The sequence below is a fragment of the Vibrio sp. 10N.286.48.B8 genome, from assembly GCF_003050085.1.
GTDB classification, from domain to species: Bacteria; Pseudomonadota; Gammaproteobacteria; order Enterobacterales; family Vibrionaceae; genus Vibrio; species Vibrio crassostreae.
On the sequence record NZ_PIGD01000007.1, the window covers coordinates 38,276 to 56,231 of the forward strand.

The following is a 17,956-nucleotide window of genomic DNA, read 5'->3' on the forward strand; positions in this document are numbered from 1 at the left end:
AATGTAGCTCTAGGACCAAATATAGAATGAAGCCAATTTTTGGTAGAGGTCCCTCTCTACAATTGCGCCTGTTTTTTGCTGTAATTTTATCAGCCAGCCTTATGCTGGCTGATAGTCGTTTAGATGCTTTCTCAAATGTCCGCTATCTATTGAACAGCATGGTTGCGCCTATCCAGTATGCAGCCAACTTGCCTCGCACTATGTTCGATGGTGTTTATGACCGTTTTAGCACTCGCAAAGGGTTAATTGAATCCAACCATAATATTAAACGAGAAGTTTTGCGTCTTAAGAGCGAGTTGATTCTGCTTGAGCAATATCAAGAGGAAAACAAACGCCTACGTAAGCTGTTAGGATCTCCGTTTATCCGTGATGAGAAGAAAGTCGTCACAGAAGTTATGGCGGTAGACACTTCACCATATCGTCATCAAGTCGTGATCGATAAAGGTCAGATTGATGGGGTGTACGAAGGTCAACCGGTGATCAACGAGAAAGGTATTGTGGGTCAAGTGACCTTTGTTGCTGCTCATAATAGCCGTGTCCTTCTACTCACTGATGCAAACAATGCGATTCCCGTGCAGGTTATTCGTAATGACATCCGTGTGATTGCTTCGGGGAATGGCATGATTGACGAGATCCAGCTAGAGCACATTCCAACCAGTACTGATATACAGGAAGAAGATCTGTTGGTGACATCGGGTCTTGGTGGGGTGTATCCAGAAGGTTACCCAGTCGCCTATGTTACTGCCGTTGATTACGACCCGAAACGAGAATTCGCCGTTATCAAAGCAGAGCCTGTGGTTGAGTTCGACAAGCTCAGATACTTGCTGCTTGTATGGCCTGATGAAAATAAACAGATGCAAGCGGATCAATCCAGCATAGAACAAGCATTGTTAGAGGATGAAGATGGCCAATAGCGTTTTAAGAAGCAAGGTCGTAATTGGCTGCTCATTTTTAGTAGCCCTTATTCTGCAAACGATCCCTTGGCCTGGTAGCTTAGATCTATTTAGACCATCTTGGTTGCTGCTGGTTACGTGTTACTGGGTTTTGGCTCTGCCACATCGTGTTAACGTAGGTAGTGCTTTGATTCTAGGCTTATTGTGGGACCTTTTGATCGGTTCTACTCTGGGTATTCGAGGTATGATGATGGCAATAGTGATGTACATTATTGCCATGAACTTCCTCGTTATTCGTAACATGGCGCTATGGCAGCAAGCGATGATCATTGCTGCGTTAACGGTGTTGTTTGAGGTATTGATCTTCTTTGGTGAATATTTGATCCAAGATGTCGTTTTCAACCCATTATCGCTATGGAGCGCATTGATAAACTGTATACTTTGGCCTTGGATGTTTTTATTAATGAGACGCGTGCGTCGCCATTGGCATGTGAGGTAGCGTGACAATGCAAAAGAAACATTTAGTTTTGGCATCCGGTTCACCACGCCGCAAAGAATTACTATCGCAACTCGGTTATGAGTTCTCTGTCCTTGTAACCGATGTTGAAGAGTGTAAACACGCTCAAGAAACCGCCGAAGAGTATGTTAAGCGGCTATCTTTAGATAAAGCCTTAGCGGCATTGTCTTTATTGAAAGATAACCCTTCTGAAAGGCAGCATGTCGTTCCTAGTTCTGATACTGTAGATAATAGCTCTGAGATAGTCGTTCTTGGTTCTGATACCGTCGTTGTTAGTCAAGGGCAAGTACTTGAGAAGCCTAGCGATTTTTCTGACTCTAAGCGTATGCTTACTCAGTTAGCGAATGAACGTCACCAAGTGATGACGGCGATTTCTGTGGTTTCAGAAGAAAAACAAAGAACAGAAATCATTATTACCGACGTATGGTTTAAACCCCTCAGTGAAAAAGAAATAGAACAATACTGGCAAACAGGGGAGCCATGCGATAAAGCCGGTAGCTATGGGATCCAAGGTTTGGGCGGACGCTTTGTTACCCGAATTGAAGGTAGTTATTACGCCGTTGTCGGCTTACCTTTATTTGAAACGGACCAGCTACTGCAAGAATTCTTATAATTACTAATCTGAGGTGCACCATGAGTGCTGAATTGTTGCTGAACGTGACCCCGAGTGAAACTCGTGTGGCCATGATTGAAGGGGGGGCTCTTCAAGAGATCCATGTCGAACGAGATGCTCGACGCGGTATCGTAGGAAATATCTATAAAGGACGTGTAAGCCGTGTTCTTCCGGGAATGCAGGCGGCTTTTGTGGATATAGGCCTTGAAAAAGCAGCTTTTTTACACGCCTCTGATATTGTTCCACACACTGAATGTGTTGCTGAAAATGAAAAGAAGCAGTTTCAAGTTCGTGACATTTCAGAGCTTGTTCGTCAAGGGCAAGACATTGTGGTGCAAGTGGTCAAAGATCCTCTTGGAACTAAAGGTGCCCGCCTAACCACGGATATCACTCTACCGTCTCGTTATCTGGTGTTTATGCCGGGCGCAAGTCATGTCGGCGTTTCCCAACGAATCGACAGCGAGTCTGAGCGTAACCGTCTTAAAAAAGTCGTGTCTCGTTACTGTGACGAACACGGTGGCTTCATCATCCGCACTGCGGCTGAAGGCGCTGACTCGAATGAACTTGCACAAGATGCCGCTTTCTTGAAGCGACTTTGGCTAAAGGTTCTTGAGCGTCGTGGTAAACACAAAGCGCGCACTCGCTTGTATGGTGAACTTTGCCTAAGCCAACGTATCTTGCGTGATTTTGTCGGTACTGAGCTGAGTAAGATTCAGGTCGATTCTCGTCTAGAGTATGAAAACCTAAAAGAGTTTACCTCTGAATACGTGCCAGAGCTGACAGACAAGCTTGAGCTGTATGAAGGTGATAAACCTATCTTTGATATGTACGATACCGAGAACGAAATTCAGCGTTCATTGGATCGTAAAGTCGAATTAAAGTCTGGTGGATATTTGATTATTGACCAAACTGAAGCGATGACCACTGTTGATATCAACACTGGCGCGTTTGTTGGTCGCCGTAATCTAGAAGAGACGATTTTCAACACCAACGTAGAAGCGACTCAAGCGATTGCTCGCCAGCTACGTCTGCGTAACCTAGGTGGCATCATCATTATCGACTTTATTGATATGTTGTCAGAGGAACATCGTAAGCGAGTGCTCACTTCTTTAGAGGCTGCGCTAGATAAAGACCGTGTGAAAACCAATATTAATGGCTTCACGCAGCTTGGTTTGGTTGAGATGACTCGTAAACGTACTCGTGAAAGTATTGAGCATATCCTGTGTTCGAGCTGTCCTGCTTGTGAAGGTCGCGGCAGTGTGAAGACCGTTGAAACCGTTTGTTATGAAATTCTTCGAGAGATCACGCGAGTGAATCGTGCATATGACGCCGATAAATTTGTGGTTTATGCGGCAGCTGCCGTAGCTGAGGCGTTAGAGGGCGATGAATCTCATGCGCTTGCTGAGCTTGAAGTCTTTATTGGTAAGCAAGTTAAAATCCAGGCTGAGCCTCTGTACATACAAGAGCAGTTTGATGTTGTTATGATGTAATGGAAATTTTGTGAGCTCAAGCGTTACTCTGATTCTACGTGCATGTTTATGGTTAGTGGTTACTCTCTTAGTAACGCTAGCCATTGCCGTAACTACACTGCGTGTAGCCTTACCCAATTTAAATAAGTATCAATCTGAAATTGAGCTTTGGGTAAACCAACATTCCGGTTTTGATTTTTCAATTCAAGACGTGGGCGGTTTTTGGCGTAACACTCACCCTTCTATTGCTCTGCAAGGCGTTAAAGCCAGCCTTCCTAATGCAGAAGATGTGACCTTTTCTGTCGAGCGTGTTGAAGTCGAGTTTGACTTGATTCAATCGCTTGTTCAAATGCGTCCGGTTGTGGCCGATTTGGTCATGAATCAAATGTATCTTGATATCCGTTCTATTGATCTGTTTGCCGGGCAAAATGGCAAAGACGAACCTAAAGATCCCGGTTCTTCCAAGCGAGTGGTACAAGAGCTCGATAATTTACTGCTGAAAACTTTGGTGGATGTGACCGCTAAAGATTCCTCTCTTTTGTATCGCACTATCTCTGATGAAGAACGTCAGCTTGATATCGAAACTCTGAAATGGCAAAACTCTGGTAAGCATCACCTTGCGGAGGGTGTGGTAAGTATCAAAGATGCCAATCTAAACTCTTTGTCAGTGAGTGCTAACTTTGTTGATGGCGGCTCGTTAACGGATATGACGGGCGAGTTTTATGTCAGTGCAGACAGCATTTCGGTTAAGCCTTGGTTAACTCGTTATATGCAGGCGGAATCCGGCATTGAGACGGGCACTGTGAGCTTGAATAGCTGGCTAACACTGCGTAATAGCAAACCTGTGAGCGCTTATGTTGAAGTTCTGCCTTCAGAGTTGACTTGGAAGGAAGATGGTAAGCATGACCTGATGCTTGAGTCTGGTATCTTTAAGTTGTCTCCGATTGATGATGGTTGGCAGGTAAATGGTCACTCACTAAACCTTAGAACGGATGATACACCTTGGCCTGAGCTCGACTTTGCGTTCAAGTGGAACCAAGGTCCTTGGGAGCTCAATGTCTCTGAATTAAACATTGAGACAATTACGCCGTTGATTAAGCTGATGCCTGACTCTGAACAATCAACCAAAATGATCAACGTATTGGCGCCGGGCGGTACTGTTTCTGATATCCGTGTCTCAATGGATTCGGGAATCGATAGCCTACGCTACTCTGCCAGCTTTTCTGATCTTGCGATTGAGCAATGGGATTTAGTTCCAGGTTTTAGCCAAGTGTCAGGCAGTGTGTTTGGTTCGGCTTCGGAAGCCAAAGCTAGTCTGCATGTGATTGATGATGTGTTCCCATATGGTGATGTTTTCCAAGCCCCTTTGAACATCAAGCAAGGTCAGGTTGATATTGTTTGGCAGCAGGATGAAAACGGCTGGAAACTGTGGTCGGATAAAATCACGGCAGCCACACCAGACTTACAAGTACTAGGCGCATTTCGCTTAGACTTTCCAAAGGATGCGAGCCCATTCTTATCCTTCTATGGCGAAGCGGACGCTTACAATGTAGGTGAAACATGGCGTTACCTGCCGACACTGGCACTTGGACAAGACCTGACCGATTACCTTTCAACTGCGATTCAAGCCGGTAAGGCTGATACCGTAAAGCTATTGTGGCATGGTGATTTATCTCATTATCCCTACACTAATCATGATGGTATTTTCCAAGTTTGGGTCGGATTAGAAGATGCTAAATTCAGCTTTGATACAGCATGGCCATTGATTACCGACCTTCAGCTCGATCTGCTATTTGAAAATGATGCAATGCATCTAGATTCTCGCTCTGCACAATTAATGGATGTGACTGCAGATCGCATCACTGGACGCATTCCTTATCTAGGGGAAGGTGGTCATATTGAGATTGAAGCTAAGGCAACGGCGTCTGGCAATGCGGTGCGTGATTACATGACGTCTTCGCCACTGGTTGACTCAGTAGGGGCCGCGTTAACCGCACTTCAAGTGAGTGGTGATGTCTCTTCCGAGTTCCAGCTCAATATTCCGTTTGATTCTGAAAGAGAAGCAAGAGCATGGGGTTATGCTGACCTTAGTGGTAACCATGTTGAGATTGAAGCGCCGCCAATGGTGCTTGAGAACACCACGGGCCGTATCGAGTTTGATAATGATGTAGTGACAGCAAATGGCCTCGCCGCTGATTTGCTTAAGCAAGGGATATCGCTTGATTTTAAAGGTCAGAATGATGGCCCTGGCTACGCAGTTGATATCGATGTGTTAGGCGATTGGGATGTTAAACCTTTAGAACCTTACATTGGTGAACAATGGCTAAGTCGCTTATCTGGTCATGCGCAGTGGCAAAGTCAGATTGATATCCAACTGAATGACATCGGTTTTACCTACCAATTGGATTTGCAGTCTGATTTAAAATATCTCGCGAGCGATTACCCATATCCATTGGCCAAAAAGTCATTGGAAAGTGGCTCTGCAAGGCTACAAGCATCGGGTAACCAAGAGTCGATTACTGCGCGTTTGCAACTGCCGAATACTAAGTACCAAGCTGAAATCGATATTACAGGTGATGTGCCTGAGTTAACGGCGACTAACTTAGTTCTGGGTCGTGGTGGCTATAAAATTAGCCCTGTTGTGGGTCATCATGCACTGATTCGTACTGACAAGTTTAATGCGGATGATTGGTTATCTGTCGTGATGGAACCTGTACAGCCGTCAACCGCTGTGCTGAGTCAAATGAACACGCCAACCATTCCTGCGCCAAGTCGTGTGACCTTCGAAAGTAAAGAGCTGATTCTAGGTGGTATCTCTTGGAATGACGTTGATTTTAGTGCTCGTAAGAACAAGCAAGCTTGGCAAATGGAAGTGTCTAGCCAAGAGTTAGAAGGCGATATTAATTACCTGCCACCTTACGATTTGACCGTTTCACTGGATCGTCTACATCTGTTCGTTCCTGAGTGGAGCGACAAGAAAAATCAAGAACAACTGCTGCAACGTAAAGCACAAGAAGCGCCATTGATCTCTGAGCTAGATAGGAAGATCCACGATGTGATGCCGAACCTGAAGCTGACCCTGAACGATTTTTGGCTGCAAGGCTATAAGGTTGGCAAGGTCGATGTTGAGATGGCTAGACAAGATAATCGCATTGATTGGAAGAAGATTCAGGTTCGAAGCGGCGGCAATAAAGCGGATGTCAGTGGCTGGTGGGAACTGGACGGTGACAAGAGTCATTCCGCGCTAACGGTTGATGTTGAGGGTGAAAACAACAGTGAGTTGATGGAACGCTTTGGTATCACTTCAGGAATTCAAAAAGCACCATTTGCGTTAGAAGCTCAACTTGGTTGGGATGGTTCGCCTTGGGGCATTAAGATGGACACCCTTGATGGCAACGTGAAAACCAAGTTTGGTAAAGGAATTATCTCAGATGTGAGCGGCGCGGCTCGTCTACTTGGTCTGTTTAGCCTAGATTCGATCATCCGTAAGATGCAGCTCGATTTCTCAGATGTGTTTGATAAAGGCATGGCATTCAACAGCATCACAGGTACGGGCGAGATCCAAAACGGTATCTTCCTGACTAATGACTTGAATATGGATGCGGTGGCGGGTGAGATGAAGATCAAAGGCATCGCCAACCTAAATACGCGTCAGGTTGATGCAGAAGTGAACTTTACTCCAGATATCACTTCTGGAATTCCGGTATTAACGGCGTTTGCGGTAACCCCTCAAACGGCGCTGTACGTATTGGCGGTGACCACGGTTATTTCGCCGGTTGTTGAAGTCTTTACCCAAGTTAATTATTCGGTGAAAGGGCCATTGGATTCACCAACGGTGAGCGAGCTTTCTCGTAGCTCCGGTGAGTTCCAGCTACCAGAGAAACTCAGAAAGTTAGCCGAATAGGCCTTATATCCTAGTCAGCGAATATACGGTGAAATGCTGATTTCTGAATCATAATGAATGGAGGAGCGATACACATGGATTGTGTTGGGTTGATTCAAATGACATCTGGCCCTAGCCCTGAATTGAACTTTGAGTACCTTGTTCAAGAGGTAGCAAAGTGCAAAGAGTTAGGGGCGAAGTGGGTTGTGTGCCCTGAAAACGCGTTAGTCTTTGGCAGTAAAGCTGACTATCACCAGTATGCAGAGCCTCTAAATGATGGCCCACTGCAAAAGAAAATCTCTGAGCTAGCAAAGCTTCACCGAATTTGGATCGTTATTGGTAGTATGCCGATAAGCACAGCTAAAGGCGTGACTACCACAACCTTGGTGATTGACGATTTTGGCAGTTTAGTGGCTCATTACGACAAGCTACACATGTTTGACGTAGATGTCGCCGATGCCCATAAGTGCTATCGAGAGTCGGATATTTTCACACCGGGTGACCAAGTTGTGACAGCGGAAACGCCTTTTGGTCGCTTAGGTTTGAGTATTTGTTATGATGTGCGCTTTCCACACTTATATTCCGAGTTACGGAAACAAGGTGCGCAAATCATGGTTGTTCCGGCAGCATTTACTGCAGTAACCGGACAGGCGCATTGGGAAGCACTATTAAGATGCCGTGCGATCGAAACACAATCGTGGATCGTTGCGGTAGGACAAGGCGGCAAACATCCTTGTCAAAGAGAAACATGGGGACACTCTATGGTGGTTGATCCCTGGGGAAGAGTGGTCGCACAGTTAGATCAAGAACCTAAAAGTATGGTGGTTGAGATAGATACGTCCAGTTGCGAATCAATCAGGCAAAATATGCCCATCGCGCAACACTCTCGATTTACCAATCAATTTTAATTACAAACAAGAGCCATCTATGAGTATTAATCAAATTGAAGAAGCGCTACTGAACCCAACAGGGCTTACGGAGCAAAATATCGCAGATACATTGGCGAGCATTGCTACCCGCCAAATTGATTATGCTGATATCTACTTTCAGTCTAGCTGGCACGAATCTTTGGTGCTAGAAGATAGCATTATTAAAGACGGCTCTTTCAATATCGATTGCGGTGTTGGTGTTCGTGCAGTATCTGGCGAAAAGACCGGTTTTGCTTACTCTGACCAAATCCAATTGGATGGTCTTAAACAGAGCGCAATTGCGGCTCGTGGTATCGCGAAGCAAGGTCAAAACGGCAAGGTTCAAGCGTTTAAACGCAACTCTAACCAAACTTACTATGATGCAGTTAACCCGCTAGCGAGCTGGGAAAAACAGCAGAAAACGGAACTACTGAAATCATTGGATGCTTACATTCGTACGAAAGAGCCTATGGTGACTGAGGTATCTGTGAGCCTAAGCGGTGTACATGAGCAGATGCTGGTTGCTGCGACTGATGGAACTTACGCTGGCGATATTCGTCCGCTGGTTCGTCTATCAATCAGTGTACTTGCTCAGAAAGGCGATCGCCGTGAACGTGGTAGTGCTGGTGGCGGTGGTCGTTTTGGTTACGACTTTTTCCTAAGCGATGACAAAGGCACTCAGGTTGCTTACCAATTTGCGGATGAAGCGATTCGCCAAGCGCTTGTTAACCTTGAAGCAGTTGCTGCGCCTGCTGGTGCAATGCCTGTGGTTCTTGGTTCTGGTTGGCCGGGCGTTCTTCTACACGAAGCCGTAGGCCACGGTTTAGAAGGCGACTTTAACCGTAAAGAGTCTTCAGTATTCTCTGGTAAAGTTGGCGAGCAAGTCACTTCAAGCCTATGTACGATTGTCGATGACGGTACATTGACTGATCTTCGTGGTTCATTGAACGTCGATGATGAAGGTGTCAATGGTCAGTACAATACGTTAATCGAAAACGGCATCTTAAAAGGTTACATGCAAGATAAGCTGAACGCTCGCCTAATGGGTGTAGCACCGACAGGTAATGGTCGTCGTGAGTCTTACGCGCATCTTCCAATGCCACGTATGACGAATACATACATGCTACCGGGCGAACACACGCCGGAAGAGATCATCGCAACGGTTGAGAAGGGTATCTACGCACCGAACTTCGGCGGCGGTCAGGTGGATATTACATCAGGTAAGTTTGTATTCTCAGCTTCTGAAGCGTACATGATTGAAAACGGCAAGATCACTCACCCAGTGAAAGGCGCGACGCTAATCGGTTCTGGTATTGAAGCAATGCAGCAGGTGTCTATGGTCGGTAACGACCTAAGTATCGACCGTGGTGTTGGTGTGTGTGGTAAGGCTGGTCAAAGTGTACCAGTGGGTGTTGGTCAACCAACATTGAAGCTAGACTCGCTAACTGTTGGTGGTACTGAGTAACTCAGGTTAGCCTCAACAAGTCTGTTTAAAAAATTAATTGAAAAGCGCCTCCAATGTGAGGCGCTTTTTGTTTTTATATTACTGATTCAGTAAGCGTATAGAGTCACTACATGTTCTCTTCTGCAAACTCAGCCAGTCGGCTTCGCACTACACCATTGAGGTGGATGTTGGCACTGCCTTCGAAGTTTTTAAAACGCTCGACCATGTAGGTTAAGCCAGAGGTCACAGGGGTTAGGTAAGAAGAATCTATCTGCGCTAGGTTTCCAGAACAGATAATCTTAGTACCTTCGCCACAACGGGTGATGATGGTTTTGATTTGTGAAGCGGTGAGGTTCTGACACTCATCGAGAAGTACAAACGCATTCTGAATTGAACGTCCGCGCATGAAGTTAATCGATTTAAACTGGATATTGGCTTTGTCACAGATGTACTTCATCGACCCTTCGGTACAATGGTCGTTCTTGTGCAGCGCTTCCAGTGTATCGGTCACTGCGGCTAACCAAGGCAACATCTTCTCTTCCTCAGTACCAGGAAGGAAACCTATCGACTCACCTATATCAGGTGTGTTTCGGGTTACGATGATCTTATCGAACTGCTTACGTTCAATGGTTTGCTCAAGTGCAGCAGCCATGGCGAGCAGCGTTTTACCACTCCCTGCCGCACCAGTTAGGATCACCAGGTCAATATCAGGGTCGAGCAGGGCATCAATCGCCATTCCTTGGTAAATGTTTTTTGGCGTGATGTCCCAAGCTCTTCGGTTCATTAAGCGTTCACGGCTTAAGTCCCTGAGTGTGATGGTTTCGGTATCAATCTCTTCAACTCTTGCTGCAAAGTCGCTCTCTTCATCAATCACATATTGGTTGAGGAAGGTCGGCTCAAAAGGCGCTCTAGCTAAGGTGTGCAGTGTCTTTCCACCTAAACTTCTGCTCTCGACATTGTCGATACCATCCCAAAATGATCCTTCGAGCTGTTGAAAGCCTTTGGTGAGATATTGAATATCATCAATCAGTTGGTCTGTTTGATAGTCTTCAACAAAGCGAACACCAGCGCCTTTGGCTCGTAAGCGCATGTTGATGTCTTTGGTGATGAGAACCACTTCGCGTGGCGCGCGTTTGTTTTGAAGGTAGAGTACAGCGTTGAGGATTCGGTTATCGCCTGCCTTGTCGTCGGCAAAGGCTTTGATGCTTTCTTGAAGTTCGTAATCGGCGAGTATTGAAATACTGCCTGAGGCTTTAATGTCTTTGGTGAAAGGGATACCTTCCGATATTTGGTCTGGTGTAGCTTCCCTGAATAGATCTTCGAGAGTTCGTATCGCAATTCTCGCATCTCGGGCAACGTCTCTCTTACTGTCTTTGATTCTGTCTAGTTCTTCTAGCACTGTCATGGGGATAACGACATCGTGCTCTTGGAAAGAAAATATAGCGAAGGGTTCGTGAAGTAGGATATTGGTGTCTAAAACAAATAGCTTCCGGTTGGTCTCGCCCATAGCATCTCCTTGCCGACGTGCGGCTTGCCTTGCATTCATTGAACGTAGATAAAGCTCATATAAAGATTAGTATCTGATTCTGGTGATAGTCAACTACTCACCTAAACTTCATCTAGAGGAATACCACCATATCGTTGTAGATGACTATGGCGTATTCGTTTGAGAGCAGCAATCTGCTACCTATAGATTAACCATGATTTTTTGACAGTTTGATTGCACTGGCGAAAACAGAAAAAAAGCACGAAATCATCTCCTTTAGGCGTGACCTAAATCACAGCATCGAGTAAGATTAGCGACCTTTTTCTGCACCATTTTCTTGAGATATTTATTATCTAGAGCGCACTTAAAAAGTGGCTGCAAACTAGGCATTTTTGGCTATATTTTTAGTTCAGGAGCGAGAACGTTCTTGTTTGAAACTGCAGTTAAAAAGACCAAATTCCAACTATAAGATTGAGGTAGTCGATTCATGACATTTGCTTTGGGGCAACGCTGGATAAGCGATACGGAGAGCGATTTAGGTTTAGGTACCGTTGTAGCAATGGATGCTCGCACAGTGACACTAATGTTTGCAGCGTCAGAAGAAAACCGTGTTTATGCACGTACTGATGCTCCCGTAACCCGAGTAACGTTTAATGTAGGCGATGTCATCGAATGCCAAGAAGGTTGGTCTCTGTCTGTCGAAGAAGTTATCGAAGACAAAGGACTGCTAACCTACTTAGGTACTCGCGAAGATACCCAAGAAACAGAAGTCACTCTGCGTGAAATCTTCTTAAGTAACCAGATCCGCTTTAACAAGCCACAAGATAAACTGTACGCAGGTCAAATCGACCGTATGGATAACTTCGTGTTGCGTTACCGCGCGTTGAGTAACCAGTACCAACAACACAAGAGCCCTATGCGTGGCTTGTGTGGTATGCGTGCTGGCTTGATCCCTCACCAGCTATACATCGCTCATGAAGTGGGCCGTCGTCACGCTCCGCGCGTTTTACTGGCTGATGAAGTTGGCCTAGGTAAAACCATCGAAGCGGGCATGATCATCCACCAACAGGTGTTGTCTGGCCGTGCTGAACGAATTCTGATTGTGGTTCCTGAAACTCTACAGCACCAATGGTTAGTAGAGATGATGCGCCGTTTCAATCTGCACTTCTCTATCTTCGATGAAGAGCGTTGTATTGAAGCGTTTGCTGAATCGGACAACCCATTTGATACCCAGCAGTACGTTCTGTGTTCTTTGGATTTCCTACGTAAGAGCCGTAAGCGCTACGAGCAAGCACTTGAAGGCGAGTGGGACTTGCTGGTTGTCGATGAAGCGCATCACCTTGAGTGGAGCCAAGACAAACCAAGCCGCGAATACCAGGTGGTTGAAGGCTTAGCGGAAAATACGTCTGGTGTGCTACTACTAACAGCAACGCCTGAACAACTAGGTCGTGAGAGTCACTTTGCACGTCTGCGTCTGCTTGATCCTGACCGCTTCTACGATTACGAAGCATTCGTTGAAGAAGAAGACCAATACGCACCGGTTGCTGATGCTGTAACAGCTCTATTCTCTGGCGTGAAGCTTGAAAACAGTGCGAAGAATCAGATTACTGAACTGCTTTCTGAGCAAGATGTAGAGCCTCTATTCCGCGTTATCGAAGGTGATAGCAGCGAAGAAGAGCAAGCACTGGCTCGCCAAGAACTGATTGATAACCTTATGGATCGCCATGGTACTGGCCGTGTTCTATTTAGAAACACACGTGCTGCTATCAAAGGTTTCCCTAAGCGTAACGTAAACCTACTGCCGATGGACATTCCAACGCAGTACACAACCTCGATGCGTGTATCGGGCATGATCGGTGGCAAGATGGCACCAGAAGCTCGCGCGATGAAGATGCTGTATCCAGAAGAGATCTTCCAAGAGTTTGAAGGTGAAGACTCAAGCTGGTGGCAGTTCGATTCACGTGTTAACTGGTTGATTGAAAAGATTCAAGATAAGCGCAGCGAGAAGATCCTAGTGATCGCATCACGTGCAAGTACGGCGCTTCAATTAGAGCAAGCACTGCGTGAGCGTGAAGGTGTGCGTGCAACCGTATTCCATGAAGGCATGTCGATCCTTGAACGTGATAAAGCGGCGGCTTACTTTGCTCAAGAAGAGGGCGGTGCTCAGGTGCTTATCTGTAGTGAAATCGGCTCTGAAGGTCGTAACTTCCAGTTCGCGAACCAGCTAGTAATGTTCGATCTTCCGTTCAACCCAGACTTGCTTGAACAACGTATTGGTCGTTTGGACCGTATCGGGCAGCTGCGTGACATCGACATCCATGTCCCTTACTTAAAAGGCACGTCACAGGCGATTCTTGCGCGTTGGTTTGATGAGGGTCTAAATGCATTTGCAGAGACATGTCCAACTGGTCGCACAGTTTACGACAAGTACTCAGATGTTCTTATCGAAATGCTGGCTTCTGGTAATACAGAGCAGCTTGATGAAGTGATTGAAGAGTCTGCCAAGCTAAATCAAAGCCTAAAATCGGATCTAGAAAAAGGCCGCGATCGCCTATTAGAGATGCACTCAAACGGCGGCGACAAAGCACACGAAATCGCAGAGAAGATTGCATCAACTGATGGCGATACTAACCTAGTAACGTTTGCACTGAGCTTGTTCGACACGATTGGTTTGAACCAAGACGACAAGGGTGAAAATGCGCTAGTCGTGACACCATCTGAGCACATGATGGTACCAAGCTACCCTGGCTTACCATACGAAGGCGCAACCATCACGTTCGATCGTGATACAGCCCTTTCTCGTGAAGACATGAACTTCATCAGCTGGGAGCACCCAATGATTCAAGGCGGTATTGATCTGCTACTGAGTGAAGGTGTGGGTGCATCAGCGGTATCATTGCTGAAAAACAAAGCGCTGCCAGTGGGTACTATCCTGCTTGAGTTGGTTTACCTTGTGGATGCGCAAGCACCGAAACGCAGCGGTATCAGTCAGTTCCTGCCTAAGACACCAATTCGTTTGATGATGGATGGACGTGGTAACGATCTATCTGCTCAGGTTGAATTTGATAGCTTTAACCGTCAGCTAAGCCCTGTAAACCGTCACTTAGCGAGCAAACTAGTGAACTCGGTACAAGGCGAGATTCACAAGCTAATCGAAGCGGGTGAGACGCATGTACTGCCGAAGGTTGAAGAAGTTCGTCAGCAAGCTCAGAAAGATATGCAAACTAACTTGAACGGTGAACTAGAGCGTCTACAAGCGCTTAAAGCGGTGAACCCGAATATTCGTGATGAAGAGCTTGAGGTTATCGAAGCTCAAATCAATGAACTAACCGGTTACATCAGCAAAGCTCAGGTTCAGCTAGATTCATTACGCTTGATTGTGGTTTCTCACAACTAGTTTGAATTAGCGAAATGCTTCAACGAAATAAGGCCTTCATTACGAAGGCCTTATTGTTATCTAGCGTTTGAAAGATGTACTGGTTGTTGAAAGGTGTATCGGCTGAGGAATTACATCAACCACTTCCACCAAACAAATACCGCTAGGAAACCAAATAGGTAAACCAGACCCGCTACAGACAACCATTTTAGTTTGGTGCCAATCGCTAGAGCTTCAGGAAGCTTGGCTTTGTTTACCAAAATGAAGTTAAGCAGAGCGAAGAACGGTGTCGTTGCAAATGCAAGTACCATCGCAAAATCCAACATTGGCATCAGCGCAGCACTAAAGAACATCACAATCGCCAAGGCCGCGATAGAGACAATGATGATCCAGCCTTGCAGCATGCGTGGGCTCGACTCTTTTTTAAATAATAGTCGCTGTGATTCAGCAAGTACGCGTGAGTAGCCATCGATAACGGTAATGGTGCTGCCAAAGATACAGAAGAAAGCGACGATGGCGATCAGTGGACGAGACCATTCACCAATCGTAGAAGCATAAATACCGACTAACTGGTGAGTAAAGCCAATACCAGAGCGAGACAGTTCAACCCCCGAGCCGTGAAGTACCAGAGCGCCTAACGCAACGAACACTAGTGCAAGTAGTGCAGTACCAATGTAGCCAACATTGAAATCGAATAGCGCTGATTGAGCCGTGACTTCTTGTTTCTCTTTTTGGCTCTTTAGCCACATAGAGGTGATGCTGGATATCTCGATAGGCGCAGGCATCCAACCCATAGTCACCACGATAAAGCCAATAGCAGCCAATGACCAAGGCGACGGTGGAACAAAAGCAGCATCAGGTTCGACTGGAGAGCCTATAGCAATGGCGACTGCAGCTAAGGTTGTGATGGTCAGGATCGCCATGATCGCTTTGGACAGCGTATCAAGCGCGCGATAATGGCCAGCAAACAGAATGATCAAGCAGGTCGCTAAAACGATCATGCACAATGTGCTGGTGGCTAAATCAAAAGGAATAAAGTAACTCAGTAAGCTTGCGCTGAATAGCAGTAAGGCAGCGGTATTTACCACGGCGGAAATGGCACTTAGTATCGAAAAGATAACAAGGTACGGTCGACCGAGGTTAGAATACCCTTCCACCAAGCTTTGTCCTGTGCCAAGAGTATATTGGATACCAGCTCTAAAGAATGGGTACTTAAATACGTTAACTAAAAGAATCAGTGCGGCGAGTTGCCAACCATAAATAGCGCCAGCTTTCGTTGAAGCGACTAAGTGAGATCCACCGACCGCAGCAGCGGCCATCATGATTCCTGGGCCAAGAGATTTAATCAGGCTTGAAAGTGGTGCGGAGGTTGGTGTTGTGGTGGTTTTAGCCGTACTTTCCATCGTTTTTCCTTTGAGGCTTAGTTCTTATTTTCCGTTACCTTATCAATACCATGTTTCGTAACTTCGTCAACTTTTATGTACAAAAATGTTGGAAATTGTATTTATTAATAAACGAATTGACCGTGAATTATTTATTAACCAGTAATTAAGAGGCTCTAATGGCGTTAGAACAGTACACACCACCACGTGAACCGTGGACTGATATTGTCTATCAAGATGATGATATTCTTGTGGTTAACAAGCCAGCAGGCCTACTTTCGGTACCGGGGAGACTGCCAGAGCACTACGACAGTATGTGGAGTCGGTTGGTTGTGGATTTTCCGGAGATTCAGGTTGTGCATCGGTTGGATATGTCGACATCAGGCTTGATGTTGTTAGCTAAACATAAGCAGGCTGAGCGGCATTTGAAGAAGCAGTTCCAATATCGACTGACACATAAGCTCTATTACGCACGAGTGTGGGGGGCAGTAGAAGAAAAAGAAGGGCTTATTGATCTGCCACTCATCTGTGATTGGCCGAATCGCCCTAGGCAGAAAGTGTGTTTTGATGATGGCAAGCCATCAAAGACTCGTTATGTGGTAGAGCAAGAAGAGACTCAAACCACTTTGTTGAAGTTACTGCCGATTACCGGTCGCTCTCATCAGTTGCGTGTGCATTGTATGGAAATAGGGAACCCAATTGTTGGCGACGAGTTTTATGCAACGCCTGAAGCTTTTGAGTATAGCGATAGATTAGCTTTACATGCGTGTGAACTGAGCTTCTATCATCCGGAGAACAACCAACTGTTCAAAGCCTTTGTTCCTTGTGAATTTTACCCTCAAGCGTCACCACAAATTGAACAGCACTTTGAAATTGCGCCAGAGCTTCCAGACTACAGAAAGCTAAAAGCTTAGAATGGTGTCATCAATACCAATTCAAGGAAGTACAATGCCGAAGCTGAAAGTGGTCTTTCTCGACCGAGCCACCATCCCATCTCAAATCAATTTAAAACCTCTTAGCTTTGAACATGAATGGATTGAGTATGATTTCACAACTCCCGAGCAAGTCTCACAGAGAGTGGAAGGCGCCGATGTCGTGATCACCAATAAAGTGGTGCTCAATGAATCGAATTTGGCCCAAGCACATCAACTTAAGCTGATCGCGGTTTCTGCGACAGGTGTAAACAATGTCGATGTGGAATACTGCAAGAGCAACAATATCGCGGTGGCTAACGTACAGGGTTACGCGACTCAATCGGTTCCTGAGCATGTGATTGCAATGTTGTTTACGTTAAAGAGAAACCTCGTCGGTTATCATCAAGATATCGAGGCAGGCGAGTGGCAAAAGGACAAACAATTCTGCTTCTTTACTCATCCGATTCAAGATGTTGCAGGCAGTACATTAGGTTTAATCGGTAGTGGCAGTTTAGGCCAAGCAACCGCGATATTAGCTAAAGCGATAGGCATGAACGTCATTTTTGCTGAACGTAAAGGGGCGGATTCTTGTCGAGAAGGCTATCTGCCTTTTGAAACTGTTTTAAAGCGAGCGGATGCGATCAGCCTACATTGCCCGTTGGCCGAAGCAACCCGAAATCTGATTTCGGATCGAGAGCTAACTATGATGAAACCAAGTGCGGTGTTAATTAATGCTGGCCGCGGTGGATTAGTCGATGAGCAAGCCTTGGTTGAAGCATTGATAAATCATGATATTGCTGGTGCGGGCATGGATGTGTTCACACAAGAACCCGCAGATACGTCGAATCCATTATTGGCCAACAGTCACTTACCAAATTTACTGCTGACACCACATGTGGCATGGGGCAGTGACAGTTCAATTCAAAAGCTGTCGGATATCTTAATGGACAACATAGATGGCTTTGTCGCAGGTAATCCGCAAAACTTAGTGCGTTGATTCTTGAGATCTTTACTACGATTGGTATTAAGCGAGTAGAGTTCAAAACAAAAAAGGTTGGCTTTTGGGCCAAC

12 protein-coding genes are annotated in these 17,956 nt (G+C 45.9%); 10 read left to right on the forward strand and 2 right to left on the reverse strand.

Annotated elements, in window-relative coordinates:
- The first annotated feature begins 26 nt into the window (after positions 1–26).
- The 7 genes from mreC to tldD all read left to right on the forward strand — a co-directional run bounded on the left by mreC (position 27) and on the right by tldD (position 9,748).
- Entirely contained in the window at positions 27–914 is an 888-nt protein-coding gene (gene mreC / locus CWO08_RS10340) for a rod shape-determining protein MreC (RefSeq protein WP_048657962.1), read from the forward strand.
- Positions 904–1,392 carry a rod shape-determining protein MreD gene (gene mreD / locus CWO08_RS10345; RefSeq protein ID WP_004735926.1) on the forward strand — a complete coding sequence of 163 codons (489 nt, stop codon included), beginning with the start codon at positions 904–906 and terminating at the stop codon, positions 1,390–1,392. The genes mreC and mreD overlap by 11 nt, the downstream gene beginning before the upstream one ends.
- A 7-nt stretch (positions 1,393–1,399) precedes the next feature.
- Complete coding sequence (locus CWO08_RS10350) at positions 1,400–2,023, forward strand: nucleoside triphosphate pyrophosphatase (protein WP_108020399.1); 624 nt, start codon at positions 1,400–1,402, stop codon at positions 2,021–2,023.
- Between the two features lie 20 nt (positions 2,024–2,043).
- Positions 2,044–3,513, forward strand: a complete 1,470-nt coding sequence (gene rng / locus CWO08_RS10355) for a ribonuclease G (protein WP_017061363.1) — start codon at positions 2,044–2,046, stop codon at positions 3,511–3,513.
- A gap of 10 nt (positions 3,514–3,523) precedes the next feature.
- The gene (locus CWO08_RS10360; RefSeq protein WP_108020400.1) at positions 3,524–7,396 is read left to right on the forward strand and encodes a YhdP family protein; all 3,873 of its coding nucleotides are present in this window, start codon (positions 3,524–3,526) and stop codon (positions 7,394–7,396) included.
- 74 nt (positions 7,397–7,470) lie between these two features.
- Positions 7,471–8,283, forward strand: coding sequence for a carbon-nitrogen hydrolase family protein (locus tag CWO08_RS10365; protein WP_108020401.1), 813 nt, complete (start codon positions 7,471–7,473; stop codon positions 8,281–8,283).
- A gap of 19 nt (positions 8,284–8,302) precedes the next feature.
- A complete protein-coding gene (gene tldD / locus CWO08_RS10370; protein WP_008220563.1) occupies positions 8,303–9,748 on the forward strand; it encodes a metalloprotease TldD in 1,446 nt (481 codons plus the stop codon).
- 106 nt (positions 9,749–9,854) lie between these two features.
- Here tldD and CWO08_RS10375 read toward each other — a convergent pair whose 3' ends face one another.
- Entirely contained in the window at positions 9,855–11,234 is a 1,380-nt protein-coding gene (locus CWO08_RS10375) for a PhoH family protein (protein WP_048657967.1), read from the reverse strand.
- A gap of 466 nt (positions 11,235–11,700) precedes the next feature.
- Between CWO08_RS10375 and rapA the strand changes: the two genes are divergently transcribed.
- Entirely contained in the window at positions 11,701–14,610 is a 2,910-nt protein-coding gene (gene rapA, locus CWO08_RS10380) for an RNA polymerase-associated protein RapA (protein WP_108020402.1), read from the forward strand.
- Positions 14,611–14,720: 110 nt separating this feature from the next.
- On the opposite strand, the gene CWO08_RS10385 is transcribed toward rapA, so the two are convergent.
- A complete protein-coding gene (locus CWO08_RS10385) occupies positions 14,721–15,992 on the reverse strand; it encodes an NRAMP family divalent metal transporter (protein WP_108020403.1) in 1,272 nt (423 codons plus the stop codon).
- 158 nt (positions 15,993–16,150) lie between these two features.
- Between CWO08_RS10385 and CWO08_RS10390 the strand changes: the two genes are divergently transcribed.
- The gene (locus tag CWO08_RS10390; RefSeq protein ID WP_108020404.1) at positions 16,151–16,885 is read left to right on the forward strand and encodes a pseudouridine synthase; all 735 of its coding nucleotides are present in this window, start codon (positions 16,151–16,153) and stop codon (positions 16,883–16,885) included.
- Positions 16,886–16,919: 34 nt separating this feature from the next.
- Positions 16,920–17,882 carry a D-2-hydroxyacid dehydrogenase gene (locus CWO08_RS10395; RefSeq protein ID WP_108020405.1) on the forward strand — a complete coding sequence of 321 codons (963 nt, stop codon included), beginning with the start codon at positions 16,920–16,922 and terminating at the stop codon, positions 17,880–17,882.
- The last annotated feature ends 74 nt before the right edge of the window (positions 17,883–17,956 follow it).